This window comes from Variovorax paradoxus B4 (assembly GCF_000463015.1).
Classification (GTDB): domain Bacteria; phylum Pseudomonadota; class Gammaproteobacteria; order Burkholderiales; family Burkholderiaceae_C; genus Variovorax; species Variovorax paradoxus_E.
The window spans coordinates 2,618,724-2,643,656 of the sequence record NC_022247.1 but is presented as its reverse complement, the minus strand read 5'-3'; the positions used below and the strand labels follow the sequence as shown (position 1 = coordinate 2,643,656).

Genomic DNA, 24,933 nt, shown 5'->3' with positions numbered 1-24,933 from the left:
CTAGAATTCGTTTCACACCTGCTCGGAGTTACACCATGGCAAGACCGATCCTCTCACGCATCGCACTGATGTCGGTCGCAGCCGGGCTGGCACTCCCCGCCTGGGCCGCCCTGGACATCGGCGACCCGGTACCCAAGTTCATCGCCACCGCCGCGTTGGGCGGCAAGACTTTTCGCTATTCGCTGGCGGATGCCTTGGCCAAGGGGCCGGTAGTGGTGTACTTCTTTCCGGCGGCCGACTCCAGCGACTGTTCGATCGAAGCGCATGCCTTCGCCGAAGCCATCGACCAGTTTGCCGCGCTCGGCGCCACCGTCATCGGCGTGTCGGCCGACGACATCAACACGCTCTCGAAGTTTTCGGTCAAATCCTGCCAGAGCCGGTTTCCCGTGGCCTCGGACGAGTCGAAGTCCGTGATCAACGGTTTCGACGCCCTGATGCAGACCCGGCCCGACTTCGCCAACCGCCTGTCCTACGTGATTGCGCCGAACGGCAAGGTGGCCTATTACTACCAGAACCTGAATCCCGACAAGCACGTGGAGCGCATGCTCAACGCGGTTCGGGCCCTGCCACGGCCGGGTTCACCCAAGTAGAAAGTGCGCGGCGGCGGGGTTGCCCGGCTTCGCGCAAAATCCCGTCCCATGCAACTCAACTTCATCGCCAACGCCGACGTCCCGTCATCCTCCGGCCGCACCCTGCAGGTGCTCGATCCCTCCGACGGCCAGCCTTTCGACGAAATCCAGCGCAGCAATGCGGCCGACATCGACTCCGCCGTGCGCGCGGCGCGCGACTGCTTCGAGGGCGTCTGGCACAAGGTGAGCGCGGCCGACCGCGGCCGACTGCTCTACAAGCTCTCGCAGAAGATTGCCGAGCACGTCGACGAACTCGCGCTCATCGAGCAGCGCGACTGCGGCAAGCCCGTGAAGCAGGCCCGCGCCGACGCGCTCGCGCTGGTGCGCTATTTCGAGTTCTACGCCGGCGCCTGCGACAAGCTGCACGGCGAGACCATTCCCTACCAGGACGGCTACAGCGTCTTCACCTGGCGCGAACCGCACGGCGTCACGGGCCACATCATTCCGTGGAATTACCCGATGCAGATCTTCGGGCGCAGCGTGGGCGGTGCCCTGGCCGCCGGCAACGTGTGCGTGGTGAAGCCGGCCGAAGACGCCTGCCTCTCGCTGATCCGTGTGGCGCAGTTGGCGGCCGAAGTCGGCTTTCCGGCCGGCGCGCTCAACATCGTGACGGGCTACGGCCATGAAGTGGGCGACGCGCTTGCGCGGCACGAAGGCATCGACCACATCAGCTTCACCGGCAGCCCGAAGATCGGCACGCTGATCCAGCAGGTGGCGGCGGAGCGGCATTGCCCGGTCACGCTCGAGCTCGGCGGCAAGAGCCCGCAGATCATCTTTGCCGACGCCGACCTCGACGCGGCCATTCCGGTGATCATCAACGCCATCGTGCAGAACGCTGGCCAGACCTGCTCGGCCGGCTCGCGCGTGCTGATCCAGCGCGGCATCTACGAGCCGCTGCTCGGACGCCTCGGCCGTGCCTTCGAGGCCCTGCGCGTCGGCCCCGCGGCCATGGACCTGGACGTCGGCCCGCTCATCCGCCAGACGCAGCAGCAGCGCGTGTGGGATTTCCTGAGCGACGCCCAGGTGGCGGGCATCCCGATGGTGGCCCACGGCATCGTGGTCGACGAAGCGCCCGAAACCGGCTTCTACCAGGCCCCCACCCTGCTGCGCGACGTGCCGGTGAACCACCGCCTGGCGCAGGAAGAGGTGTTCGGCCCGGTGCTCGCCGCGATGCAGTTCGCCGACGAGGACGAGGCCGTGGCGCTCGCCAATGCCACGCAGTTCGGCCTCGTCGCCGGCGTGTGGACGGCCGATGGCGCGCGCCAGTTCCGCATGGCCAAGCGGGTGCGCAGCGGCCAGGTGTTCATCAACAACTACGGCGCCGGCGGCGGCGTGGAACTGCCGTTCGGCGGCGTCAAGTCGTCGGGCTACGGACGCGAAAAGGGTTTCGAGGCGCTGTACGGCTTCACCACGCTCAAGACCGTGGCCATCAAGCACGGCTGAGGCCCTCGCCGCGTGCAAGGCCAGGTTCCGGGCAGCACTCGATGAGGAGTAGCCCTTTTCGGGTCGACCCATGCCCGATGGAGTAAATTGCCCATTGCCCCATGAACCGCAAAAGCACAACCGTCATTCCGCTCTCCGAGATCGGCCGCGCGCGCCCTGCCGTGGCGGTTCCGGAGGTCGCCGTGCCCGCCACGGGGCGGCTGCTCGACCGCCTGGGCCGGCCACTCACCGACCTGCGCATCAGCGTGACCGACCGCTGCAACTTCCGCTGCAGCTACTGCATGCCGAAGGATGTGTTCGACAAGGACTACCAATACCTGCCGCACAGCGCGCTGCTGAGCTTCGAGGAAATGACCCGGCTCGCCCGCCTGTTCGCGGCCCATGGCGTGCGCAAGATCCGCCTCACCGGCGGCGAGCCGCTGCTGCGCAAGAACATCGAGGCGCTGATCGAGCAGCTGTCCGAAATCCGCACCCCGGGCGGTGAACCGCTCGCGCTCACGCTCACCACCAACGGCTCGCTGCTGCAGCGCAAGGCGGCTGCGCTGGCAACGGCCGGCCTGCAGCGCGTGACCGTGAGCCTCGACAGCCTGGACGATGCGGTGTTCCGCCACATGAACGACGTCGATTTTCCGGTGGCCGACGTGCTCGCGGGCATCGACGCGGCGCTGGCCGCGGGCCTCGGCCCCTTGAAGGTCAACATGGTGGTCAAGCGCGGCACCAACGAGCAGGAAATCCTGCCGATGGCGCGCTATTTCCGAGACCACCACGGCGGCAAGGCGGTGCTGCGTTTCATCGAATACATGGACGTGGGCGCCACCAACGGCTGGCGCATGGACGAGGTGCTGCCCTCGGCCGAGGTCATTGCGCGCATCGGCGCCCAGTTTCCGCTGGTGCCGCTCGAGCCCAGCGCGCCGGGCGAAACCGCCCAGCGATGGGCCTACGCCGATGGCGGCGGGGAAATCGGCGTGATCAGCAGCGTGACCCAGGCCTTCTGCCACGACTGCAGCCGCGCGCGCCTGTCCACCGAGGGCAAGCTCTACCTCTGCCTCTTTGCGAGCGCGGGCCATGACCTGCGTCCCTTGCTGCGCGGCACGGCCACCGACGAGGACATCAGCTCCGCCATCGGCCACATCTGGCAAGGCCGCGCCGACCGCTATTCCGAACTGCGCGCGCTTCGCGGCCCCGAAGGCAGCGAGCACGACGCCAGCGACCCCGCGCCGCGCCGCGTCGAAATGAGCTATATCGGCGGATGACCCCAAAAACACAAGATTCCATTTCCCCCGGCGAGATCACCGGCCTGCTGCTGGCCGGCGGCCGCGGCTCGCGCATGGGCGGTATCGACAAGGGCCTGCAGAACTTCAATGGCTCGCCGCTCGCCATGCACGCCGTGCTGCGCCTGGGCATGCAGGTGGGCGAGGTCATGATCAATGCCAACCGCAACCTGGCGGCCTACGAGTCCTTCGGCGTTCCGGTCTGGCCCGACAGCCTGGCCGACTATGCCGGCCCGCTGGCGGGCTTCCTGACCGGCCTCGAACGCTGCGAAACGCCCTATCTCCTCACCGTGCCCTGCGACACGCCGCTGTTTCCGCTCGATCTGGCGAGCCGGCTGGCTGAGGCCCTGACGGCCAACGACGCGGAAATTGCCATGGTCAACGCCCCCGAGGCCGCCGCCGAACCCGGCGCGGCGCCGGTGTTGCGGCCGCAGCCGGTGTTCTGCCTGCTGCGCACCACGCTGCTCGAAAGCCTGGTGAACTTCACCCAGTCCGGTGGTCGCAAGATCGACGCCTGGACCGCGCAGCACCGCACCGTGCTCGTGCCCTTCGACCGCCCCGGCGACGCGCCCGACGCCTTCTTCAATGCCAACACGCTGGCCGAACTGCACGCGCTGGAAAACCGATGAGCCGCATCGCCGACATTGCCGCCGCCCTTGCAGGCTATGACCCCCAGGCGCTGAGCGTCGGCGGCGTCCAGGCCTTTCTGGCGCAACTGGTGGCGCCAGCCGTGGTCTCGGAACGCGAAGAGGTCGCACTGCGCGAAGCGCTGGGCCGCGTGCTGGCCGAAGACGTCATTTCGCCGGTCAGCGTGCCGCCGCACGACAACTCCGCGATGGACGGCTTTGCCTTCGACGGCGCGATCCTGCGGGACGATTCGTCCACGGATGCATCCATCGAGCTGCGCGTGGCGGGTACCGCATTGGCAGGCGCGGCGTGGCGCGGCGCGCTGGCTGCCGGCGACGCGGTTCGCATCATGACGGGCGCGGTCATGCCCGAAGGGCTCGACACCGTGATTCCACAGGAATTCTGCAAGGTCGACGGCGACCGCGTGCGCTTTCCTGCCAAGGTGCTTCGCCGCGGCGACAACCGCCGCTTTGCAGGCGAAGATCTCATGCAGGGCCAGCCGGCCTTGCGCCGCGGCGAGCGCCTGTCGCCCGCCGCGCTGGGCATGGTCGCCAGCCTGGGACTGCCGTCGGTGCCCGCGCTGAGGCGGCTGCGCGTGGCCTATTTTTCGACCGGCGACGAGATCCTGAGCCTTGGCGAGCCGCCGCGCGAAGGCGCGGTGTACGACAGCAACCGCTACACGGTGTTCGGCCTGCTCACGCGGCTGGGCTGCGAAGTGGTCGACCTGGGCCTGGTGCGCGACGACCCGGCCACGCTCGCCGCCACGCTGCAGCAGGCCGCGAGCCAGGCCGACGCCATCATCACCAGCGGCGGTGTGAGCGTCGGCGCCGCCGACCATACGCGCGCCGTGATGCAGCAGCTCGGCGACATGGCTTTCTGGCGTGTGGCCATGCGCCCCGGCCGGCCGATGGCCGTCGGGCTCGTTCCCCGCAGCCAGCAGGCCCCGCCGCAGCCAGGCTCGGCGGTGCTCTTCGGCCTGCCCGGCAATCCGGTGGCCGTCATGGTCACCTTTCTTGCCTTCGTGCGGCCTGCCCTGCTGCGCATGATGGGATGCCACGAAATTGCCGCGGCGCCGCCGCCCCTGCTGCGCGCGCGCGCCGCGAGCGCCATCCGCAAGAAGCCCGGGCGCACCGAATACCAGCGCGGCTTCGTGCGGGCGGTGGCCGGTGCGCTGCCCGAGGTTCGCATTGCCGGCAACCAGGGCTCCGGCGTGCTGAGCTCGATGGTCGAGGCCAACGGGCTCGTGGTGCTGCACCACGACCAAGGCAACGTGGCCGCGGGCGACGAAGTCGACGTGATGATGCTGGAGGCCTGACCCGCCCCCAGGGCTGCGCGCACTTCCAGCGGCTCAGATCCGGCCCAGGGCCTTGTCCACGCCTTTGTTGGCGAGCATGTCGGCGCGTTCGTTGCCGATGTCGCCCGAGTGGCCCTTGACCCAGCGCCATTCGATCAGGTGGCCTCCCTCGGCCACCAGCTTGTCGAGTTTCTGCCAGAGTTCGACGTTCTTGACCGGCTGCTTGGTCGAGGTGCGCCAGCCCTTGGCCTTCCAGCCGCGGATCCATTCGGTGATGCCCATGCGCACGTACTGGCTGTCGAGGTAGAGGATGACCTTGCAGGGCCGCTTGAGCGCGGCCAGGCCCTCGATGACGGCGGTGAGCTCCATCCGGTTGTTGGTGGTGTTGAGTTCGCCACCGAACAGTTCCTTTTCGGTGGCGCCCGACTTGAGCCACGCGCCCCAGCCGCCGGGGCCGGGATTGCCTTTGCACGCACCATCGGTATAGATCACGACTTCGTTCAAAACGCTCTTTTCCTTCTTCTTTCAATATTTCAATGCTCAATCGGCGCGGTCGGCCTTGGCCTTGTGCATCTTGCCCGCGATGGGTACCGGCGCGGTGGCGCGCGCCGCTGCGCGACGCCAATCGGCGCTGAGCAGGCGCATGCCACGCACCCGCTTGACTGCCACCAGGAAATACACCGCACCGAAGATGGGCCACCAGCGTTCGCCGGCGGTGTCCATCCAGCGGCAGCGTTCGAGCCAGGCCTCGCTGCGCACCGCGGGCCGGTAGATGCCAAAACGCCCCGACTCCACCTCGAAACTCAGGAGCCGCAGCCAGTCACGCATGCGCCAGTAGCCGATGAACTCGCCGCCCTCGGGCAGGAAGAGGTCGCCGAAGCCGAGCCTGCGGTACAGGTGCGCGCGGCGCTGCCGCATGCCCCAGAGGCTGGCCGGATTGAGCCCGCAGATCACCACCCGGCCCTCGGGCACCAGCACCCGCTCCACTTCGCGCAAGGCCGCATGGGGGTCCTGGCTCAGCTCCAGCGCGTGCGGCAGCACCACCAGGTCGAGGCTGTTGGCGGCAAACGGCAACGCCGCAAAATCGGTGAACAGCGCAGCCCTGCCCGACCGCTGGTCGGGGTCGGGCAAGGCCAGCCAGCGGTGCGGCATGCGGTTGGTGCGCAGGCCCTCGACTCCGGCGGCGCCGAGCTGCAGCGCGTGGTAGCCGAAAACATCCGCCACGGCCTCGTCGAACTGGGCCTGCTCCCACGCGAGCAGGTAGCGGCCGGGGGGGGTCGCGAACCAATCCTGCAAACCTATAATTTGACCGCTCATGACCCTCGTTCCGCTGCCCGCCTTCGCTGACAACTACATCTGGATGCTGCAGGACGGGTCCAACGCGATCGTGGTGGACCCGGGCGACGCTCAACCGGTGTTCGACGCCTTGACGCGCGACAAGCTGCAGCTCGCCGCGATTCTAGTCACGCACCATCACCCCGATCACACCGGCGGCGTTGCCGCGCTCCATGCGGCAACCGGCGCACCGGTCTTCGGCCCGGCGCGCGAGCGCATTCCGCAGCCCTTCACCCCCCTGTCGCACGGCGACAGCGCCGAGGTGCTCGGACTGCGCTTCGCGGTCATCGACGTGCCGGGCCACACGGCCGGCCACATCGCCTACTTCCTGCCCGCAAGCGCGGGCCAGCCGCCCCTGCTTTTTTGCGGCGACACGCTGTTCTCCGGCGGGTGCGGCCGGCTGTTCGAAGGCACGCCGGCGCAAATGCTGGCTTCGCTCGATGCGCTCGCCGCGCTGCCGGGCGACACCCGCGTATGTTGTGCGCACGAATACACACTTGCTAACCTGCGTTTCGCCCAAGCGGTGGAACCCGGCAATGCCAATCTGACTCAGTACACCGCGCACTGCGAAAGCCTGCGCGCGCAAGGGCAACCCACGCTGCCCTCGCAACTGGCCACCGAACGCCGGATCAACCCCTTTCTTCGCAGCCGCGAAGCCACCGTCCTTAGAGCGGTGCGCGACCACGCCGAGCTTTCCGCCGATGCGGCCGAAGCCGACGTGTTTGCCGCGCTGCGCCAATGGAAAAACGACTTCCGATGAAACTTATCGCTGCTGTCTGCCTTGCAGGCTCACTGTTGCTCGCGGGCTGCGCGGGCACCACCAGCCCGTCTTCCTCCACCACCCCCGCGCAGTCCACCGCCGGCGGCACCGGCACCAAGGCCTCCGGCAGCGCGGCGCCGGTCTACCCGGGCGGGCCGCTCACCCCCATCACCAGCAGCGAAGCCCATTCGCAGAGCGTCGTCACGCTGGCGCCGCCCGCCGACATGTGGGACCGCATCCGCCGCGGCTTCAAGATGCCGAACCTCGAGAGCGACCTGGTGCGCGACCGCGAGCAGTGGTATGCCAGCCGGCCCGACTACATCCAGCGCATGACCGAGCGCTCGAACAAGTACATCTTCCACATCGTCGAGGAGCTCGAGCGGCGCAACATGCCGACCGAACTCGCGCTGCTGCCGTATATCGAGAGCGCGTTCAACCCGCAGGCCATTTCCAGCGCGCGCGCCGCGGGCATGTGGCAGTTCATGCCGGCCACCGGCACCGACTTCGACCTGAAGCAGAACATCTTCCGCGACGACAGGCGCGACGTGCTGGCGTCGACGCGCGCCGCGCTGGACTACCTGCAAAAGCTCTACGGCATGTTCGGCGACTGGCAGCTCGCCCTGGCCGCCTACAACTGGGGCGAAGGCAGCGTGAGCCGCGCGATCGCCAAGAACCAGCGCCTGGGCCTGCCCACCACCTACAGCGATCTTTCCATGCCGGCCGAAACGCGGCTCTACGTCCCCAAGCTGCAAGCGGTGAAGAACATCGTGGCCAATCCGCAGTCGTTCAACACCGAGCTGCCGCTGATTGCGAACCACCCGTACTTTCAGACCGTGACGCTGACGCGCGACCTCGACGTCGAACTGGCCGCCAAGCTGGCCGACATCCGGCTCGAAGACTTCCGCGCCCTCAACCCGGCCGCGCACAAGCCGGTGCTGCTTGCCGCCGGCACACCGCAGATCCTGCTGCCCTGGGACAACGCAGCCGTGTTCCAGCGCAACTTCGATGCGTACTCGCAAGGCCAGTACGCCAGCTGGACGGCATGGGTCGTTCCCAGCACGATGACGGTGGCCGACGCCGCCCAGCGGTCGGGCATGAGCGAGGCCGACCTGCGCGCGCTCAACAGCATCCCGCCGCGCATGCTCATCAAGGCCGGCTCGACGCTCATCGTGCCGCGCGGCGCCCGCGTCAAGGAGGACGTGACGGCGCTGGTGGCGGACAGCGGCCATCTGAGCTTCCAGCCCGAAATCGTCAATCGACGCACCACCGTCAAGGCGGGGCGCAACGACAGCGTGGCCAGCATCGCGCGCCGCTACAAGCTCAAGCCCGACAGCGTGGCCGAGTGGAACGACGTCAAGCTCAATCACGCGTTCAAGCGCGGCTACAGCGTGGTGGTGTACCTGCCGGTTCGCGCTGCGCCCGAAGCCCGTGTCGGCTCGGGTGCGGGATCGGCTCGCGGCCGAGCCGCCGTCGCCTCCAAGCGCGGCGGCAGCCCGGTGAAGGCGGTTGCTGCACGCGGCAGCAACGTGGTGAAGTCGCCGGCAGGCAAGCAGGTCGTGCGCGAGAAGCGCGGCGGCACGCCGTCGAAGAAGAAGAAACGCTGAAGCCGACGTGACGGGGCCGAAAGCCCGAACGCACCGCAGCGCTAGAGTTTTTCGGTCTCCCCGCTGCGCGGCTGCCACTTCATCAGCCGTTTCTCTATCAGGCCGACAAGGCCGTCGAGCAAGAGCGCGAAGGCCGTCAGCACCACGATGCCGGCAAAGACGGTGTTGACGTCGAAGGTGCCTTCGGCCTGGAGGATCAGGTAGCCCACGCCGCGCGCCGAGCCCAGGTACTCGCCGACCACCGCACCGACGAAGGCGAGGCCCACCGACGTGTGCAGGCTCGAGAACACCCAGCTCGTCGCGCTTGGCAGGTAGACCGTGCGAAGCAGCTGCCGCTGGTTGGCGCCGAGCATCTTCGCGTTGGCCAGCACCACCGGGCTCACCTCGCGCACGCCCTGGTAAACGTTGAAGAAGACGATGAAGAACACCAGCGTGACGGCCAGCGCCACCTTGCTCCAGATGCCCAGGCCGAACCACAGCGCGAAGATCGGCGCCAGGATCACGCGCGGCATCGAGTTGGCGGCCTTGATGTAGGGGTCGAGAATCAGGCTCGCCGTGGGCGCCAGCGCCAGCCAGAGCCCGCAGGCCAGGCCCAGCACGGTGCCGATGCCGAAGGCCAGCACTGTCTCGAGCAACGTGGTGCCGAGGTGCCGATAGATGTCGGCATTGCCTTTCAGGCCCTCCGGGAACAGCAGGTTCGGCGGCACCTCGAACGGCAGGAACCAGCTCCAGATGCGTCCCGCCACCTGGATCGGCTCGCCAAGAAAAAAGGCGATCTGCTGGTTGCGCGACGCCAGGTGCCAGCCCACCAGGATGATCGCGAGCAGCACCAGTTGCCAGAAGCGCGCATTGCGTTCGTTCAGGCGCGGCATCATGCGGCCTTCCTCAGCTGCTGCGCATAGCCCTTGAGCACTTCGTCGCGCAGCACCTCCCAGATCTGGGTATGCAGCTCGACGAAGCGTGGCTGCGTGCGCACCTCGGCCACATCGCGTGGACGCGCCAGGTCGATGGCGAACTCGCCGATCGGATGCGTGGCCGGGCCGGCCGACAGCACGACCACGCGGTCGCTCATCGCAATCGCTTCGTCGAGATCGTGCGTGATGAAAAGCACCGCCTTCTTCTTTGCGCTCCAGAGTTCGAGCACCTCGTTTTCCATCAGCTGCCGCGTCTGGATGTCGAGCGCGCTGAAGGGTTCGTCCATGAGGATGATGTCGGGGTCGAGCACCAGCGTCTGCGCCAGCGCCACGCGCTTGCGCATGCCGCCCGAGAGCTGGTGCGGATAGCGGTCACCGAAACCGGAAAGGCCCACGCGCGAAAGCCAGGCCTCGGCCTGTTCGCGTGCATCGGCGTCAGGCACGCCGCGGTACTGCAGCCCCACCATCACGTTGTCGATGGCGCTGCGCCACGGCATCAGCGCTTCGGTCTGGAACATGTAGCCCGCGCGTGCGTTCACGCCCGCCAGTGTCTGGCCGAAGACCTTGATGGTGCCCGACGAAGGCGCGAGCAAGCCGGCGCCCACGTTCAGCAAGGTCGATTTGCCGCAACCCGTGGGGCCCACCACCGAGACGAACTCCCCTGCCCTCACGCGCAGCGTGGTGTCGGCCACCGCGGTGTAGCGCTGGCCCGGGTCGTCCTTCGAATGGAAGGTGCAGCTGATGGAGAGAAGTTCGAGTGCGTAGTCGGACATGTCTGGCAGGATTTCTGGCAACGGCCGCCACAAGAAAAAACCCGGCCGAGGCCGGGTCGCGGGGACGTTCGGAGTCAGGCTTTGAACCTGTCTTTCGCGCGCCTAGCAAAATCGTTGGTGTAGGTTTTCATGAGATCAATCTTGTCGGCCTTCACGGCCGTGTCGAAGCTCGAGATAGCGGTGAGCGCCGTCTTCGGACCGTCGGCCGGCACGAGGCCGTCGGTGGCGATCGATTCGCGCACCTTGTCGAAAGACGCAAGGTACAGCGCACGGTCGCCGAGCAGGTAGGTTTCGGGCACCGTCTTGATGATGTCGCCGGGCCCGGCCGTCTGCAGCCACTTGAGGCCGTGGACGATGGCATTGGCCAGCGCCTGGCAGGTGTTGGGGTTCTTCTGGATGAAGTCGACCGGCGCGTAGAGGCAGGCTGCGGGCATCGGTCCGCCAAACACCTGCTGCGTACCCTTGAGCGTGCGCGTGTCGCTGATGATCTTCACGTCGCCCTTCTGCTCGAGCATGGTCATGACGGGGTCGGTGTTGCTGATGGCGTCGATCTGGCCCGAGCGCAGCGCCGTGAGCGCGCCGGCCGCCACGCCCACGCCGATGTAGCTCACGTCGCTGGCCTTGAGGCCGCCGCGCGACAGCACGAGATTGGCCACCATGTTGGTCGAGGAGCCCGGCGCCGAGACACCGATCTTCTTGCCCTTGAGATCCGGAATGCCCGTGTAGCCCGCCATGTTCTTGGTCGACACACCCACCGCGATCTGCGGCGCGCGGCCCTGGAGCACGAAGGCCTGGAAGAACTGGTTCTTGGCCTGCAGGTTGATGGTGTGCTCGTAGGCACCGGAGCACACGTCCGCCGATCCGCCCACCACGGCCTGCAGCGCGCGTGCGCCGCCTGCGAAATCGGAGATCTCGACGTCGAGGCCTTCGGCCTTGAAATAACCGAGCTGTTCGGAAATGGTGAGCGGCAAATAGTAGAACGCCGCCTTGCCCCCCACCGCGATGGAAATCTTCGTCTTCTCGAGCTTGGCTTGCGCAAAGACCCGCGGCAACGCAATCGTTGCGGCAGCGACTGCGGAGACTGTCATGAGGGTTCTGCGGTGGAGCATGGAGCAATCCTGCGGGGCTCTTGATTCTGGTGAACTGAATCGAGCTTAGGGGTGCGCCCCTGTTGCCTGCATCGGGGTCATCCCGTGCGGGTTTCCACGTAAGCATGATGGCCTCCACGAGGCCTGTGTCGAACGGCCTGTTGCGCAGCGCCGCAGCGGCTGTTTGCGCTCTTATCGCGCGAGAAAAAGGATCGCGATATTGACCAGGAAACCGAGCGCCCAGACCGCGCTGCGCACGGAGCCGACGCCCTTGATGTAGACCGCGAGATAGATCACACGCAATACGACATAGGCCGCCGCCAGCATGTCGAGCCGCGCCTGATTGGCGCCGAGCTGATGCGCAATGATCACCGCGCCGATGAAGAACGGGAGGCCTTCGAAGCTGTTGGCTTGCGCGCTGTTGGCGCGCGCGCGCCAGCCGCTCTGCTTTGCGGCCCAGTCGCGCGGTTGCATGTTGTCGCGCGGGCCGAAACTGCCGGCCTTGGCGATCCATGCCGCGAGATACGGCAGGCCGCATGCGATGAACACGCACCAGTAGGCGACGGTGAGCAGGCAAAAAGTCATTTCGGGTTGTCTCCATCCGGCAGAGCGGCAGCAGCGGCCGCTGCTGCGCTATCGGCGGTCCACCAGGGCATGCGCGATGGTGCCGAGATCCACGTATTCGAGTTCGCTGCCGGCGGGCACGCCGCGCGCAAGGCGCGTCACGTTGAGGCCGCGCTGCCTGAGCGCTTCGCCGATCACGTGCGCGGTGGCTTCGCCCTCTGCCGTGAAGTTGGTGGCCAGGATGACTTCGCTCACGGTGCCGTCCAGGGCCCGGTCGAAGAGCTTCTGCAGGCCGATGTCCTTGGGCCCGATGCCGTCGAGCGGACTGAGCTTGCCCATCAGCACGAAGTAGTAGCCGCGGAAAACCCCGGTGCGCTCGAGCGCCGCCTGGTCGGCAGGCGTTTCGACCACGCAGAGCTTGCCTGCGTCACGGCGCGTGTCGAGGCACACGCTGCAGACCGGCGCTTCGGTGAAAGTGTTGCAGCGCTCGCAATGCCGCACGTTGCCGGCCGCCTGCTGCAAGGCGCGCGCGAGCAGCTGCGCGCCCTCGCGGTCGTGCTGCAGCAAATGGAACGCCATGCGCGAGGCCGACTTGACGCCGACACCGGGCAGGCGGCGCAAGGCATCGACCAACGCGTCGAGCGAACTGGCGTCGGCCATCAATGGCTCAGAACGGCAGCTTCATGCCGGGCGGGAGGCCCGGCATGCCGGCAGTGAGCTTGCCCATCTTCTGTTCGCTGGTTTCCTCGGCCTTGCGCACCGCGGCATTGAAGGCAGCGGCCACGAGGTCTTCGAGCATGTCCTTGTCGTCGGCCAGCAGGCTCGGGTCGATGGTGATGCGCTTCACGTCGTGCTTGCAGGTCATCACGACCTTGACCAGGCCTGCGCCCGACTCGCCTTCGACCTCGATGGTGGCCAGTTCTTCCTGGGCCTTCTTGAGGTTGTCCTGCATCGCCTGCGCCTGCTTCATGAGGCCGGCCAGTTGTCCTTTGTTGAACATCGTTGGTCCTGATTGGTTGGAAATGGGGGAAGGATAAGAGAGATGGCGGTCGATGCCGAATGCCGCAAGAGCCGGCACGGGTTTTCAGTGGCGTTCCGTCAGGCCGGCTTCAGTGTTCCAGGCACGATCTTCGCATCGAATTCCCGCATCAGCATCTGCACTTCGGGATCGCTGCGAATGGCCTCCTCAGCCAGGCGCTGGCGCTCGTCGGCAGCCTGCTTGTTGCGGCGCGCGGGGCTGTCGACCACGCCGCCGATTTCAATGGCGAGCTTCACGCCATGGCCCAGCGCGGCCAATGCATCGGTGAGCTTTTCGCGGGCAGAAGGCTGGTTGAGCAATTCGCGTTCCACGCGAAGTATCCACTGGTCGACATCGCGCGCCACCAGCTGCGACTGGAGCGCAAGTTCGCGCGCCAGGGCGTTGATGCTCTCGGCCGCGATCATCTGCGTGACCGTGGCGTGCCAGAAGTCGCCGTCCTCGCTGGGCGGAATGGGTGGCGCCGGACCGCGCTGCTCGTCGGATCGCGGCGCGTCCCGCTGGCTCGGCGGCGGCTGGACGCGCATGGGAACGGCAAGCACCCTGGGCGCCTCGGCAGCCGCCGAGGGCCCGGCCGCGGCAGAAGGCCTGGGCCCACCCGGCCGCACGGGCTCGCTGACCACGGCCAGACGCTGGCCTGCCGGCGCCGGGGTGGGTTGAGGCACCGGTGCGGCGACCGAAACCGAAGCCGGCGATGCGGGGATCTCCGTCGTGCCCCGGGCCGGCGCTGCGGCCACCGGGACCGAAACCGCCCTGGAGGCTTCATTCAGAGTTTTTTTTTCCGTGGAGGCCGGGGAGGCGGCCGCGTTGGAAGGCTTGAAGGCCAAAAGCCGCAACAGCACCATGGTCAGCGCGGCGTACTCATCGGGCGCCAGGCCCAGTTCGCCACGCCCGTGCAGGCACAGACTGTAGAGCAGGTGGGTTTCATCGGCAGGCATCAGCGACGCGAGGCGCGCCGTATCGGCCGCGTCGGGGTCGGTGGCGGAATCGGCCGACTCCACCCGCGAGGGCACCGCCTGCAGCACGGCCATGGCCTGCAGCACCGCCGTCATTTCTTCCAGCGTGGAAGCGGCCGACATGCCGTCGCGCCGCAGCGCCTCGGAGGTGTCGACCACCGTCTTGCCGTCGCCCTGCGCCAGCGCCTCTATCAGCTTGAACACATGGCCGCGGTCCACGCTGCCGAGCATCTGGCGCACGCCGGTTTCGAGCAGTTCGCCGTTGCCGAACGCAATGGCCTGGTCGGTGAGCGAGAGGGCGTCGCGCATCGAGCCGCGCGCCGCGCGCGCCAGCAAGCGCAGCGCCTGCGGTTCGGCCGGTACCTGTTCGGTCTGCAGCACGCTCGTGAGGTGCTCCAGCACCGTCTCGGGCGCCATCGGCCGCAGGTTGAACTGCAGGCAGCGCGACAGCACCGTGACCGGCACCTTCTGCGGATCGGTGGTGGCGAGAACGAACTTGAGGTATTCCGGCGGCTCTTCGAGCGTCTTCAGCATCGCGTTGAACGCGGTGTTGGTGAGCATGTGCACTTCGTCGATCATGAAGACCTTGAAGCGCCCCTGCACCGGCTTGTAGACCGCCTGCTCGAGCAGAGACTGCACCTCGTCCACGCCGCGGTTCGATGCCGCGTCCAGCTCGGTGTAGTCGACGAAGCGGCCCGAATCGATGTCCTTGCAGGCCTGGCACACCCCGCACGGCGTGGCAGTGATACCGCCCTGCCCGTCCGGGCCCTGGCAGTTGAGCGACTTGGCCAGAATGCGGGAGACGGTGGTCTTGCCCACGCCCCGCGTTCCGGTGAAAAGATAGGCGTGATGCAGGCGCTGCGTGGTCAGTGCGTTCTCGAGCGCCTGCACCACGTGCCCCTGACCGACCATCTCACCGAAGGTTTTCGGACGGAACTTGCGAGCGAGCACGAGATAAGACATTGCGGGCATTCTAAAAGGCGCGGCACCGGTCCTCGGCCCCACCCCGCAATCAAAAAAAGCCCTGTCTTTTTGCGGGATATCGCGGAACCGGCATTGCCGGGCCGCTGGTATCGCCCCCAGCAGGGGGGTGGGCGAAGCGACACGAAGTGCGCGCAGCCTGGGGGGTTACAATGCGGGCTGACGGGCCTCCCTGCATGGTGAAGTGGCCAACCGGGTCAGGTGGGGAACCAAGCAGCCCTAACTGCGTAGTCAGTGCCAGGGGTAAGGCTCGTCAACCTAACATCGAAAAGCCGTGAGTTCTCAAGAACTCACGCGCCAAAAATAGGGTCGCGAGCCTCACTTGCTTCCGGCACCGACCAGCATCTCGCATGGCCCGACGAAGCCTTCGCTGCTTTCGAACTGCCGCAGCGCCTCTTCGATCGCATCCCAGGTGCTCGCGCGCTCGGCCTCGTCAAGCCGGACCATCATCTGGTGCAGCGCTCCGAAGGACTCGCGTTCGAAGCGCACGCATTCGGCTGCGCTCGCCAGCCGCACCGGCGACGGCACCCGGCGCACCTCGATGTCACGCAAGCCGGCCTTGGCAAACGCGGCCTCGAGCGCGCCCTCGGCACCGAGCGAAAAGGGCCCGGGCTGGCCCGGCAGCGGCGCGGGAAGCTGGGCGCGTTCGCGGATGATCCTTACGGGGATCGAGAAAAAGGCATTGCGCTCGGGGGTCGAGTAGACGACCGCCGACACCCGCCCGCCCGGACGCAAGGCCCGCCGCATGCCGGCGAGCGCGCGCTGCTGGTCGGGAAAGTAGATCAGGCCCACGCGGCTGATTGCCGCGTCGAAGCTTTCGGCGGGCAGCGTGTCGAGCGCCTCGCCGTCGAGTTCAAGGGTCTCGAGGTTCGACAGCCCGACGGCCCTGGCATCCGCAGCAGCGCGCTCGAGCAGGGCCGGCGCGATGTCGGTCGCGAGCACGCGGCCGCTGGCGCCTGCGCGCCGCGCTGCACCGATCGACTGCTCGCCCGCGCCGGCTGCGACGTCGAGTACCCGGGAGCCTGGTCCGATGTGCGCCAGCTCGAACATCGTCTCCGTCGCATCGCCCAGCCAGCGGCCGAGAAACGGTCCCCAGCGATGCCAGGCCTCGGCGGCAGCCTGCCACTGCGCGCGGGTGGTGGTCTTGAAGGCGACGGCGTCGAATGCCGGCGCTGCTGTGGCTGTGGCTGTGGTCATGGTGTGTCTCCATCGAGTGAGGGGACGCCAAGGATGGCAGCGCGGCTACGGGTCCGCCAGTCCAGAATCTGTACTGGCCTCAATCCGCTCCAGGGACTAAATTGGCGCCATGATCGACTACGGCCAGTTCTGTACCGTGGCGCGCGGCGCCGAGGTGCTTTGCGAGCGCTGGACCCCCCTGGTGGTGCGCGAACTGTTGTGCGGCAGCACGCGCTTCAACGACATCCGGCGCGGCGTGCCGCGCATGTCGGGCTCGCTGCTGACGCAGCGCCTGCGCAAGCTCGAGGAAGCAGGTGTCGTCAAGCGGATACGGGGCGACGGCAGCACGGCCCAGTACCACCTGACCGCAGCAGGTGAAGAATTGCGCCCGATCGTGATGGCACTGGGCCACTGGGGTGCGCGCTGGATCGGCAGCCGCCTCAAGCGCGACCAGCTGGATGCCGGCTTCCTGATGTGGGACATCCGCCGTTTCATGCGGGTCGACGAGTGCCCGCTCGGGCGCTGCATCGTGATCCACTTCCGCTTCACCGATGCGCCTGAAGGCGAGCGGCGCTGGTGGCTGGTGGTCGACCATGGCAGCGCCGACCTCTGCCGCGACAATCCCGGCGAGGAGCCAACGCTGATTGTCGAATCGAACATGCTGACCCTGACGGAGATCTGGACCGGCGACCTCGATGCCGAGGCCGCGCTGCGCGAGCGGCGCCTGCGCGTCATCGGCGCGGCATCCGATATCCAGAACCTCTGGCGCTGGATGGGACGCAGCGCTTTCGCCGATGCCCGAACCGCAGCGCGGCTCTGAGGCATTCCCCGCCGCAGACACGCGAAACGGGCATTGCCTCGGCAGAACATCGAACGCCGCGGGGTCCCTCAGAGGCCCAGCTGCTTGATCGCGCCGCGCGCCGCGGCCGCCCCACTGGCCATCGACGCCGTCAGCAGGTAGCCGCCGGTCGGCGCCTCCCAATCGAGCATTTCCCCCGCAACGAACACGCCCGGCACCGCGCTCGCCATGAGCCGTTCGTCGAGCGCCTCGAAGCGCACACCGCCTGCGGTGCTGATGGCTTCGTCGACAGGCCGGGTTGCGACCAGCCGCAGCGGCACGGCCTTGATCGTCGCTGCCAACTGCGCGGGTTCTTGCATCGCTTCGCGGCTCAGCGTCTCGTGCAGCACGCCGGCCTTGATGCCTTCCAGCCCGAGCCGGCTCTTCAGGTGGCTGCTGAGCGACCGGGCGCCGCGCGGATGCTTGACGGCGGCCAGCACCTGCTCGGCGCTGCGGTCGGGCAGCAGATCGAGCAGCAGCGTCGCGCTGCCATGCGCGGCGATCTCGTCGCGCAGCAATGCCGAAGCGGCATAGATCAGGCTGCCCTCGATGCCGGTGGCGGTTGCAACGAATTCGCCCTTGCGCGCAAAGCGGCGCCCCTGGCTGTCGGTGAACGAAATCGCGACCGACTTGAACGGCTGGCCCGCAAAACGGCTCGCGAAATGCTCGCTCCACCCTGCCCCGTCGAAGCCGCAGTTGGCAGGCAGCAGCGGCGCGACATCGATACCGCACTCTTGCAGCCACGGCGCCCATGCGCCATCGGAGCCCAGCCGCGCCCAACTCGCCCCCCCCAATGCGAGCACCGCCGCATCGGCCTTCACGATGGCCTCGCCCGTCGGAGTGGCGAACCGCAACGAGGCGGCGCCGGGTGATGCGTTGCCAAGCCAGCGGTGGCGCATATGAAACTGCACGCCTGCCGCACGCAGCCGGTGCAGCCAGGCGCGCAGCAGCGGCGCGGCTTTCATGTCGGTCGGAAACACGCGGCCCGAAGTGCCCACGAAGGTCTCGATGCCGAGGCCCGCCGCCCATTCGCGCACCTGCTGCGGACCGAAGCGGGCGAGCATCGGTTCGAGCTGCGCACGGCGCTCGCCAAACCGGGTCATGAACACATCGAAGGGCTCCGAGTGCGTGAGGTTCAGCCCGCCGCGGCCGGCCAGCAGGAACTTGCGGCCCACCGAGGGCATGGCGTCGTAAACGTACACCTGCACGCCGGACGCACTCAGGACTTCAGCCGCCATGAGGCCGGCCGGTCCGCCGCCGATCACGGCGACGGTATGGGAAAGAGTCATTCGAGATTTACCAGTTCGCCCTGCCCGGTCAGGAACGCGACGCGCACCGAGGCACCGGGATAGGCATGTTGCACCGCCGCGCGGTAGCGCTGCATCTGTGCGATCAATTCCGCGTCCCGTTCGGGACGCGCAGCGGATTTGTAGTCGAGGATCCACCAGGCACCGCTGGCGCGCTCGCGCACCAGCCGGTCGATGCGCAGCGTCTCGCCTTCATGGACCAGCGTCACTTCGTTGCCGTGCCAGTCGATCATGCGCTCATCCCACGCCCATGCGCCGGCCCCCGCGCGAATGCGCTCGGCCAGCACGGCCGCGCCGCGCGCCTGTTGCGCGTCGAGCATGAACTCACGGGCCGCGGCGCGCACATGCGCGGGCGGCAGCGCCTCGCCCGGCAGGGCCCATTCGAGCAGCCGGTGCATCGCCTGGCCGAAGGCTGCAGCCCGCGCGTCGACGGTAGCGCCAGCAGCTTTCCTGATGGCTGGTGATTCCTTGGCCGCAGGTGCGAGGACGGGCATCTTCTTCATCGAGAAACTGCCGGCCCCGGTCTCCACCGGCAGCGCGAGCAGCGGCTCATCGGCTTCGACAGGCTCGCACATCGATTCGAGCCGCGACCACCAGCTGCCCTCGTTGGCCCGGGCCGGCTGCACCGACGACAGCACGAGGCGCTCGCGCGCCCGCGTGGTCGCGACGTAGAGGCCGTTGAGCTCCTCGCGATGGCGCGCGCGCTGCTCTTCCTCGAGCAGCGTAGCCGCACAGCCCGGCGGGGTCTTCTCGCTTGCCAGGAACACGAAGCGGGTGGGCGCGCTGTCGCTGCCTTTCCATTCGACCAGCACGCCCATGGTCTGGGCTCGCGGCGGTGGTGCGTCGCAGTCGAGCATGAGCACGGTGTCTGCCTCGAGGCCCTTGGCGCCGTGCACGGTCAGGAGCTGCACCGCATCGGGCACGGCGACGGATGGCGCCCTGACGCCGCCCGCACGCAGCGCGCGCACCAGCGCATAGGGCGTGACAAAGCGCGCACCCTCGATGTCGAGCGAGGCCGCCAGCAGCCCGCGCAGATTGGCCAGCGCGCTCTGGCGCATGGCGGAGGGCATGGCGGCGCCGAACCTGGCCAGCACATCGCCGTCGTGGAAGATCGCATCGAGCGCGTCGTGCGGCGGCAATGCGGCGAGCCAGCTCTGCCATTGCTTGAGCCTGGTGCCGGCCTGGACCAGTTCCGCCGGCAGGCCCTCGCCTTTCTGGATCAACGCGAACCAGCTCGACGAAGGTTGTTCGCGCTGGCGCAGCGCCAGTTGCACCAGCGCCTCATCGCCGATGCCGAACAGGGGCGACTTGAGCGCGCGCGCCAGCGAGAGGTCGTGCGCGGGGGACACCAGCGCATCGATCAACGCCACCACGTCCTGCACTTCGGGTGCATCGTGCAGCTCGTTCTTCTCGGGCTGCTGCACCGGGATGTGGCGCTGGCGCAGCGCGTCCTGCATGGCGGACAGCCGGCTGCGGCGGCGCGCCAGCACCATGATCTGGCGCGGCGGCGTGCCATCGGCAATGCGCTGCGCGACCCAGCGCGCGGCCTGCTCGCATTCCTTTTGCAGCAACTGCTCTTCGGGCAGCACCCGCGGGGTGACGAGGCTGTCGCGCCAGTGCAGCATGCCGTCGTCCGCGGGCGCGGCCTCCGCTGTCGTATCGATGGCGCCGCGATCGATGGGCGGGAGCTTGAGCAGCTCGCCTTCGTCGTTGCGCTCGGTGGTGTGCGCGCGGTAGCCGTCGAACTCGTCGGCATCCTGCGCGGCCAGCATCGCCTGGTTGACCAGGCCGACCACCGCGCGCGCGTTGCGGTGGGTGTGATCGCAATTGAGCAGCTCACCGCCCAGCCCTTCGCGCACGAATTTCTTCGCGGCGATGAACACCTGCGGCTCGGCGCGGCGGAAGCGGTAGATGCTCTGCTTCGGGTCGCCCACGATGAAGACGCGCGGTGCCTTGCCGCCCGCGCCGCTGTAGGCGCTGAGCCAGCCGTAGAGCGCCTGCCATTGCAGCGGATTGGTGTCCTGGAACTCGTCGATCAGCAGGTGCGCGATGCGTGCATCGAGCCGTTCCTGCACCCAGCCCGACAGCGCCGACTGGCCCAGCAGCAATTGCGCGGCCTGTTCGACGTCGTTCATGTCGACCCAGCCATGGGCGCGCTTGACCTCTGCGAAGGCGGAGATCAGGAGGCGCGTGAGGCGCGTCATGCGCTGCTGGTAGAGCCAGGCCGCGTGCTGGGCCTGCGCGGCGCAGAGCGTCTGGAGCTCGGCCTCGGCTTCTTGCGCGGCGGGATATTTCTGCAGGTTCTTGTTGAGGCGGTCTTCGGTGGCGACGAAGAAGTTCTTGCGCAGGTGCGCCAGCGCGGCAGCGAGCGACTCCTGCGGCGGTTCGCCAACACCGAACACGTCGATGATCGCCTCGGCCGCTTTCTGCGGCGTCTTGTTGGCTTCGCGGCCGAGTGCGGCGGCACGGTCCAGCCAGCGGCGCCGGACCTGCTCGCCGCGCAGTGCGCCGGTCGGTTCGTCCAGTCCCTCGAGCGAAGGATGAAGCACGCTGAAGTGCTGCACCGCCGACGCCGGGTCGGACAGCGAGAACTCGACCCGGCGCGTGAGCGCTTCGCCGAGAGCCTTGGCGGTCTGCGAACGGCCATAGGTGGCGACCACGGCGTAGTAGTCGGCCAGAGCCTCCTTGTCGGCCGTCACGGCCTCGAAGAAGGGGCGCCAGGTGCGCAGCCGCGCCTCGGCATCGTCTTCGAGAAGCTCATAGTTCGCGGGCAGGCCGAGTTCGCGCAGCACCGCCAGCGGCGCGTTGCGCAGCAGGCCCGCAAACCAGGCGTGGAAGGTGCGGAACTGCACCGGCCTGCCGCCTTCGAGCAAGCGCCTGTAGAGGCCTTGCAGGCGCGGCACGGCAGCGAGCGCGGCTGCGGGCTCGACACCGCGAACGACGAGTTCGCGCACCAGCTCCCCGGGGCTGCGCTCGGCGAACTGCTCGAGCCACTGGTCGAGCCGCTCGCGCATCTCGCCGGCGGCTTTCTTGGTGAAGGTGATGGCCAGGATCTCGTGCGGCTCGCACGCGGACTCGCCCTCTTCGAGCAGCGCGCGCAAGATGCGCGACACCAGCATCCAGGTCTTGCCCGCGCCGGCGCAGGCTTCGACGGCCACCGAGCGCCGCGGATCGCAGGCGACGGTGTAGAAGGCCTCGCGCGCGACGTGCCGGCCGTTGTGCTCGTAGGCGGCGCCGTTCATTGCGCAGGCCCTCCCTCGGTCGGAGACGAAAGTACAGGCTGTTCGATCTCCCAGAAATCTTTTCTGCAAAGCCCGCGCGCTGCGCAGTAGTCGCAGATAGCGCCCTCTCCCAGCGGCGGCAGCGCCGCACCCTGGGCGATGCGGGTGAAGTCGTCGAGGATGCCCGCCACCAGCGCATCGCGTGCCTCCACCACCACCGGCTGCTCGACGGTCTGCGTGCCGGACGATTTCTCGCCGACGTTGACGTAGGCCGCGCGCAGCGTGTCGTCGGCCACCAGCGCGGCATAGAAGGCAAGCTGCGTGTCCTCGGTCGGGTCTTTCACACGCTCCTTGGTCACGGCAGCCGATTCGGTCTTGTAGTCGATCACGAAGGCCTGGCCGTCCGGCATGCGGTCGATGCGGTCCAGCCGGCCGACCAGTTGCAGGCTGCCCAGCGGCTGCTCCATCCACGGTTCGGATTCGGCAAAGACGGCGCCGCTCGCCTCGTGTCCGGCAAGCCATTGAAGGTAGCCGTCTCGCACTGCTGGCCATGCCGCGGCGAACGGCAGGAACTCGGCATCGGACAATCCGAACTCGCGCGTGGCGCGCTCGGCCGCCGCGCTGATGTACGCCACGCGCTCGGCGACATCGCGGGTTGGCGCCCCTTTCAGCGCCTCGTGAAAATGGCCCAGCACGGCATGCAGCCAGTTGCCGAAGTCGCGCTTATCGACCTCGGCGTCGAGCTCGTCGGCACTGCGCAAGCCCAGTTGCCGCAGCGCGAAGAAACGGTAGGGGCAGCGGCGCAGGTCTTCGTAGACGCTGGTGGAGATGTTGCGCAGTGGCAGCAGCGCCCCAGACGGAGTCGGGTAGGCGGTCGGCTGCAGCGCCACCTCGCGCGCCGTGCGCGGGTCCGCCGCCATCTGCAAGGCGTGGTCGAGCTGCAGCGCCTGCACCAGCGGGCTGGGGCGCACCGGCTCGCCACTCGCATCGGACTGGCGCCACAGCACTTCGCAGCATGGATTGCACAAGGCCGCGGCCCAGGCCGAGCGTTGCGCGGCCTCGAGCGTTTCGCGCACGGGCAGGCCCAGCTCGGCGCGCTGGGCGGCGCTCCAGTTGCCGGGCGGCTCGGGCGACGCGGGCAGGCGCCGGTCGTCGCAACCGGGTATGACCACGGCGCCGAACGCGCGGCCCAGCAATTGATGCAGCGGCAGCACCACCACCTGCGGCGCCTCGCTGCCGGCGGGCGGCACGAAGCTCGCATCTTCGAGCACGTCGCGCACCCAGGCCGTGAACTCGGCCAGCGTGTGGCGTCCGCCGGGAAATTCATCGTCGTCGCCATGGGCATCGGCATCGAGCCACAACGCGCCGATCACCTTGGCGCCGGCCATGTCGGCTGCGAGCGGTTCCCATTGCTCCCCGGCCTCCAGCAATTCGCGCAGGGCGCGCAGCCAGTCGGCCAGGGGCCGCGAGCGGGCCATGGCCATGCGGCGGCCTTCGACGGCTTCGGTGAAAGGCAGCAGCGCGATGTCCTGCGGCTTTTCGCTGCGCGCGGCCTGGCCGCACCAGGCGGACCACTCGCGCACACCTTCGCGCCGCAGCCGGGCCTCGAGCGCCTGGGTGGCGAGCGCATCGCCGTCGGCGCCGCTCTTGAGCCATTCGAGCACCTGGTCGCTGCCGGCGTCGTGCGCACAGGCGCGCAATGCGCTCATCACGGCGGCGGCGGCGCGCGTGGTGGAAAGCTTCCAGCCGGTTTCGTCGTGCGCCGTGACACCCTGCGCCTGGAGCTGCGCGCCGATGCGCCGCGTGAGCGCCCGGTCGGTCGCGATCAGCGCCACCGGCGCGCGGCCTGCGGCCAGGTGCCGCAGCACGCAGGCGGCCGCCAGTTCCGCTTCGTCCTCGGGGTCGGCGGCGACATGCGCGCCTGCCGTGGTGGCCGCAGGGTTTGCGGGCACCAGAGAGAGATGGATGGCGCGATCGCCCCACAAGGTGCAGAGCGTCTGGGTGAGTGGATCGGCTTGGAAGCCTCCGAGCACGATCAGCGCATCGACCTGCGCACGCACGGCGTCGCGCAGCAGGACATCGGTGGCGTAGCCCGAATTGGCGGCCCAGGCCACCGCGACACGGATCAGCGCGCTTTCGATGCGGAACCATTCCGACTCGCTGCCCGCTTCGGCGACGTGGGCCGCCCGCTGTGCCCATTCGCTGCCGCGCACTTCAGGCAAGGCAGCAGCCGCGAGGGGGGCCAATTGGTAAGCCAGCTCGACCACGCGCCCGGCGAGCGCGAAGCGCTCCGCGGCAAAGCCGGCCTGCGACAGCAGCGCCTGGGCCGTGACCAGGTCGCGCGCCATGTCGAATGCGATGTCGTACCCCGTGGGCAGGAAGCCGCCCGCGCTGCGGGCCCAGTTGCGCGTGGTTTCGAAGCGCGGCGCGAAGCCCGGGCCGCCGCAGCGCGACCACATGTCGTGGGCCACACCCATCAATTGCGCATACGGCACCAGCACCACGGTGCGCGCCGCGTGCAGCCCGCGCTGCGCGATGGCGCCGGCGATGCGCGCGACGACGCCGTCGGCGGGGTCGCACCACAGGGCCTGGACGGGGTGGCCTTCGTTCATGTTCTATCGAGGGGTTGGAGAGCGGGGAGGCGCGACGCGCAAAGGGCTTTTGCTATCGGTGTCATAGCGTTCCCGCATGGCACCCCACCCCTTGGTTTCTGTCACAATGACCAGCACTTTAGCTGCACCGAAACTCTCTGCGCACAAGGACACATCACATGGCCAGCGACCTGATCAAACACATCTCCGATTCCTCCTTCGAAGCCGACGTGCTCAAGTCCAGCCAGCCGGTGCTGGTCGACTACTGGGCCGAATGGTGCGGCCCCTGCAAGATGATCGCACCCATCCTCGACGAAGTGTCGACCGCCTACGAAGGCAAGCTGCAGATCGCCAAGCTCAACGTCGACGAGAACCGCGACATCCCGGCCAAGTTCGGCATCCGCGGCATCCCCACGCTCATGCTGTTCAAGGACGGCCAGCTGGCCGCCACCAAGGTCGGCGCCATGAGCAAGGCGCAACTCACGGCCTTCATCGACCAGCAGCTCGCCTGAGGCATTTCAACCG

22 protein-coding genes and 1 other RNA gene are annotated in these 24,933 nt (G+C 68.1%); 10 read left to right on the top strand and 13 right to left on the bottom strand.

Annotation, left to right across the window (positions count from 1 at the left end; all coding sequences use genetic code 11):
- The first annotated feature begins 35 nt into the window (after positions 1 to 35).
- From VAPA_RS12225 to moeA, 5 genes are all read left to right on the top strand, one after another.
- A complete protein-coding gene (locus VAPA_RS12225; RefSeq protein WP_021007082.1) occupies positions 36 to 590 on the top strand; it encodes a peroxiredoxin in 555 nt (184 codons plus the stop codon).
- Positions 591 to 638: 48 nt separating this feature from the next.
- Positions 639 to 2,072 (top strand): aldehyde dehydrogenase family protein, encoded by a 1,434-nt coding sequence (locus VAPA_RS12220; RefSeq protein WP_021007081.1) that lies wholly within the window; start codon positions 639 to 641, stop codon positions 2,070 to 2,072.
- A 101-nt stretch (positions 2,073 to 2,173) separates the two neighbouring features.
- Positions 2,174 to 3,325 (top strand): GTP 3',8-cyclase MoaA, encoded by a 1,152-nt coding sequence (gene moaA / locus VAPA_RS12215; RefSeq protein WP_021007080.1) that lies wholly within the window; start codon positions 2,174 to 2,176, stop codon positions 3,323 to 3,325.
- The gene (gene mobA / locus VAPA_RS12210) at positions 3,322 to 3,972 is read left to right on the top strand and encodes a molybdenum cofactor guanylyltransferase MobA (protein ID WP_021007079.1); all 651 of its coding nucleotides are present in this window, start codon (positions 3,322 to 3,324) and stop codon (positions 3,970 to 3,972) included. Before moaA ends, mobA begins: the two co-directional genes overlap by 4 nt.
- A complete protein-coding gene (gene moeA / locus VAPA_RS12205; RefSeq protein ID WP_021007078.1) occupies positions 3,969 to 5,285 on the top strand; it encodes a molybdopterin molybdotransferase MoeA in 1,317 nt (438 codons plus the stop codon). The genes mobA and moeA overlap by 4 nt, the downstream gene beginning before the upstream one ends.
- 33 nt (positions 5,286 to 5,318) lie before the next feature.
- On the opposite strand, the gene rnhA is transcribed toward moeA, so the two are convergent.
- Both rnhA and VAPA_RS12195 read right to left on the bottom strand, forming a co-directional pair.
- Positions 5,319 to 5,768 carry a ribonuclease HI gene (rnhA, locus tag VAPA_RS12200; protein WP_021007077.1) on the bottom strand — a complete coding sequence of 150 codons (450 nt, stop codon included), beginning with the start codon at positions 5,766 to 5,768 and terminating at the stop codon, positions 5,319 to 5,321.
- Positions 5,769 to 5,804: 36 nt separating this feature from the next.
- Positions 5,805 to 6,560, bottom strand: a complete 756-nt coding sequence (locus tag VAPA_RS12195) for a class I SAM-dependent methyltransferase (RefSeq protein ID WP_041946098.1) — start codon at positions 6,558 to 6,560, stop codon at positions 5,805 to 5,807.
- Positions 6,561 to 6,579: 19 nt separating this feature from the next.
- Between VAPA_RS12195 and gloB the strand changes: the two genes are divergently transcribed.
- Both gloB and VAPA_RS12185 read left to right on the top strand, forming a co-directional pair.
- Positions 6,580 to 7,359 carry a hydroxyacylglutathione hydrolase gene (gloB, locus tag VAPA_RS12190; protein ID WP_021007075.1) on the top strand — a complete coding sequence of 260 codons (780 nt, stop codon included), beginning with the start codon at positions 6,580 to 6,582 and terminating at the stop codon, positions 7,357 to 7,359.
- Complete coding sequence (locus VAPA_RS12185) at positions 7,356 to 8,963, top strand: transglycosylase SLT domain-containing protein (RefSeq protein ID WP_021007074.1); 1,608 nt, start codon at positions 7,356 to 7,358, stop codon at positions 8,961 to 8,963. The genes gloB and VAPA_RS12185 overlap by 4 nt, the downstream gene beginning before the upstream one ends.
- 41 nt (positions 8,964 to 9,004) lie before the next feature.
- Here VAPA_RS12185 and VAPA_RS12180 read toward each other — a convergent pair whose 3' ends face one another.
- From VAPA_RS12180 to dnaX, 7 genes are all read right to left on the bottom strand, one after another.
- Positions 9,005 to 9,838, bottom strand: coding sequence for an ABC transporter permease (locus VAPA_RS12180; protein ID WP_012747446.1), 834 nt, complete (start codon positions 9,836 to 9,838; stop codon positions 9,005 to 9,007).
- Positions 9,835 to 10,650, bottom strand: a complete 816-nt coding sequence (locus VAPA_RS12175) for an ABC transporter ATP-binding protein (RefSeq protein ID WP_021007073.1) — start codon at positions 10,648 to 10,650, stop codon at positions 9,835 to 9,837. Before VAPA_RS12175 ends, VAPA_RS12180 begins: the two co-directional genes overlap by 4 nt.
- Before the next feature lie 74 nt (positions 10,651 to 10,724).
- The gene (locus tag VAPA_RS12170; protein WP_021007072.1) at positions 10,725 to 11,759 is read right to left on the bottom strand and encodes an ABC transporter substrate-binding protein; all 1,035 of its coding nucleotides are present in this window, start codon (positions 11,757 to 11,759) and stop codon (positions 10,725 to 10,727) included.
- A 171-nt stretch (positions 11,760 to 11,930) separates the two neighbouring features.
- A complete protein-coding gene (locus tag VAPA_RS12165; RefSeq protein WP_021007071.1) occupies positions 11,931 to 12,323 on the bottom strand; it encodes an MAPEG family protein in 393 nt (130 codons plus the stop codon).
- Positions 12,324 to 12,371: 48 nt separating this feature from the next.
- Entirely contained in the window at positions 12,372 to 12,962 is a 591-nt protein-coding gene (gene recR, locus VAPA_RS12160) for a recombination mediator RecR (protein ID WP_021007070.1), read from the bottom strand.
- 7 nt (positions 12,963 to 12,969) lie between these two features.
- Entirely contained in the window at positions 12,970 to 13,302 is a 333-nt protein-coding gene (locus tag VAPA_RS12155) for a YbaB/EbfC family nucleoid-associated protein (RefSeq protein WP_012747441.1), read from the bottom strand.
- Between the two features lie 98 nt (positions 13,303 to 13,400).
- Positions 13,401 to 15,257: a DNA polymerase III subunit gamma/tau gene (gene dnaX / locus VAPA_RS12150; RefSeq protein ID WP_021007069.1), complete on the bottom strand. Its 1,857-nt coding sequence runs from the start codon at positions 15,255 to 15,257 to the stop codon at positions 13,401 to 13,403.
- 179 nt (positions 15,258 to 15,436) lie between these two features.
- Between dnaX and ffs the strand changes: the two genes are divergently transcribed.
- An RNA gene (gene ffs, locus VAPA_RS33880) (signal recognition particle sRNA small type) lies at positions 15,437 to 15,533 on the top strand.
- Between the two features lie 60 nt (positions 15,534 to 15,593).
- Here the strand turns inward: ffs and VAPA_RS12145 are convergent.
- Positions 15,594 to 16,472, bottom strand: a complete 879-nt coding sequence (locus tag VAPA_RS12145; RefSeq protein ID WP_021007068.1) for a class I SAM-dependent methyltransferase — start codon at positions 16,470 to 16,472, stop codon at positions 15,594 to 15,596.
- Between the two features lie 109 nt (positions 16,473 to 16,581).
- Between VAPA_RS12145 and VAPA_RS12140 the strand changes: the two genes are divergently transcribed.
- Positions 16,582 to 17,271 (top strand): winged helix-turn-helix transcriptional regulator, encoded by a 690-nt coding sequence (locus VAPA_RS12140; protein WP_021007067.1) that lies wholly within the window; start codon positions 16,582 to 16,584, stop codon positions 17,269 to 17,271.
- Between the two features lie 68 nt (positions 17,272 to 17,339).
- Here VAPA_RS12140 and VAPA_RS12135 read toward each other — a convergent pair whose 3' ends face one another.
- From VAPA_RS12135 to VAPA_RS12125, 3 genes are read right to left on the bottom strand one after another with little or no spacing between them, the layout of a single operon-like run.
- On the bottom strand, positions 17,340 to 18,578 hold the full coding sequence (locus tag VAPA_RS12135; protein ID WP_021007066.1) for a TIGR03862 family flavoprotein: 1,239 nt from the start codon (positions 18,576 to 18,578) through the stop codon (positions 17,340 to 17,342).
- Entirely contained in the window at positions 18,575 to 21,838 is a 3,264-nt protein-coding gene (locus tag VAPA_RS12130; protein ID WP_021007065.1) for a UvrD-helicase domain-containing protein, read from the bottom strand. The genes VAPA_RS12135 and VAPA_RS12130 overlap by 4 nt, the downstream gene beginning before the upstream one ends.
- Complete coding sequence (locus tag VAPA_RS12125; RefSeq protein ID WP_021007064.1) at positions 21,835 to 24,429, bottom strand: PD-(D/E)XK nuclease family protein; 2,595 nt, start codon at positions 24,427 to 24,429, stop codon at positions 21,835 to 21,837. Before VAPA_RS12125 ends, VAPA_RS12130 begins: the two co-directional genes overlap by 4 nt.
- Positions 24,430 to 24,587: 158 nt before the next feature.
- Between VAPA_RS12125 and trxA the strand changes: the two genes are divergently transcribed.
- Positions 24,588 to 24,920 (top strand): thioredoxin TrxA, encoded by a 333-nt coding sequence (gene trxA / locus VAPA_RS12120; RefSeq protein ID WP_012747433.1) that lies wholly within the window; start codon positions 24,588 to 24,590, stop codon positions 24,918 to 24,920.
- The last annotated feature ends 13 nt before the right edge of the window (positions 24,921 to 24,933 follow it).

Bases quoted from the DNA above. Each gene is read 5' to 3' on its own strand.
- VAPA_RS12165 (WP_021007071.1), bottom strand. From the start codon at position 12,323: ATGACTTTTTGCCTGCTCACCGTCGCCTACTGGTGCGTGTTCATCGCA.
- dnaX (WP_021007069.1), bottom strand. From the start codon at position 15,257: ATGTCTTATCTCGTGCTCGCTCGCAAGTTCCGTCCGAAAACCTTCGGT.
- VAPA_RS12170 (WP_021007072.1), bottom strand. From the start codon at position 11,759: ATGCTCCACCGCAGAACCCTCATGACAGTCTCCGCAGTCGCTGCCGCA.
- VAPA_RS12130 (WP_021007065.1), bottom strand. From the start codon at position 21,838: ATGAACGGCGCCGCCTACGAGCACAACGGCCGGCACGTCGCGCGCGAG.
- VAPA_RS12135 (WP_021007066.1), bottom strand. From the start codon at position 18,578: ATGACTCTTTCCCATACCGTCGCCGTGATCGGCGGCGGACCGGCCGGC.
- VAPA_RS12125 (WP_021007064.1), bottom strand. From the start codon at position 24,429: ATGAACGAAGGCCACCCCGTCCAGGCCCTGTGGTGCGACCCCGCCGAC.
- moeA (WP_021007078.1), top strand. From the start codon at position 3,969: ATGAGCCGCATCGCCGACATTGCCGCCGCCCTTGCAGGCTATGACCCC.
- VAPA_RS12225 (WP_021007082.1), top strand. From the start codon at position 36: ATGGCAAGACCGATCCTCTCACGCATCGCACTGATGTCGGTCGCAGCC.
- VAPA_RS12145 (WP_021007068.1), bottom strand. From the start codon at position 16,472: ATGACCACAGCCACAGCCACAGCAGCGCCGGCATTCGACGCCGTCGCC.
- trxA (WP_012747433.1), top strand. From the start codon at position 24,588: ATGGCCAGCGACCTGATCAAACACATCTCCGATTCCTCCTTCGAAGCC.
- gloB (WP_021007075.1), top strand. From the start codon at position 6,580: ATGACCCTCGTTCCGCTGCCCGCCTTCGCTGACAACTACATCTGGATG.
- recR (WP_021007070.1), bottom strand. From the start codon at position 12,962: ATGGCCGACGCCAGTTCGCTCGACGCGTTGGTCGATGCCTTGCGCCGC.
- mobA (WP_021007079.1), top strand. From the start codon at position 3,322: ATGACCCCAAAAACACAAGATTCCATTTCCCCCGGCGAGATCACCGGC.
- VAPA_RS12185 (WP_021007074.1), top strand. From the start codon at position 7,356: ATGAAACTTATCGCTGCTGTCTGCCTTGCAGGCTCACTGTTGCTCGCG.
- VAPA_RS12155 (WP_012747441.1), bottom strand. From the start codon at position 13,302: ATGTTCAACAAAGGACAACTGGCCGGCCTCATGAAGCAGGCGCAGGCG.
- VAPA_RS12180 (WP_012747446.1), bottom strand. From the start codon at position 9,838: ATGATGCCGCGCCTGAACGAACGCAATGCGCGCTTCTGGCAACTGGTG.
- VAPA_RS12175 (WP_021007073.1), bottom strand. From the start codon at position 10,650: ATGTCCGACTACGCACTCGAACTTCTCTCCATCAGCTGCACCTTCCAT.
- VAPA_RS12140 (WP_021007067.1), top strand. From the start codon at position 16,582: ATGATCGACTACGGCCAGTTCTGTACCGTGGCGCGCGGCGCCGAGGTG.
- moaA (WP_021007080.1), top strand. From the start codon at position 2,174: ATGAACCGCAAAAGCACAACCGTCATTCCGCTCTCCGAGATCGGCCGC.
- VAPA_RS12220 (WP_021007081.1), top strand. From the start codon at position 639: ATGCAACTCAACTTCATCGCCAACGCCGACGTCCCGTCATCCTCCGGC.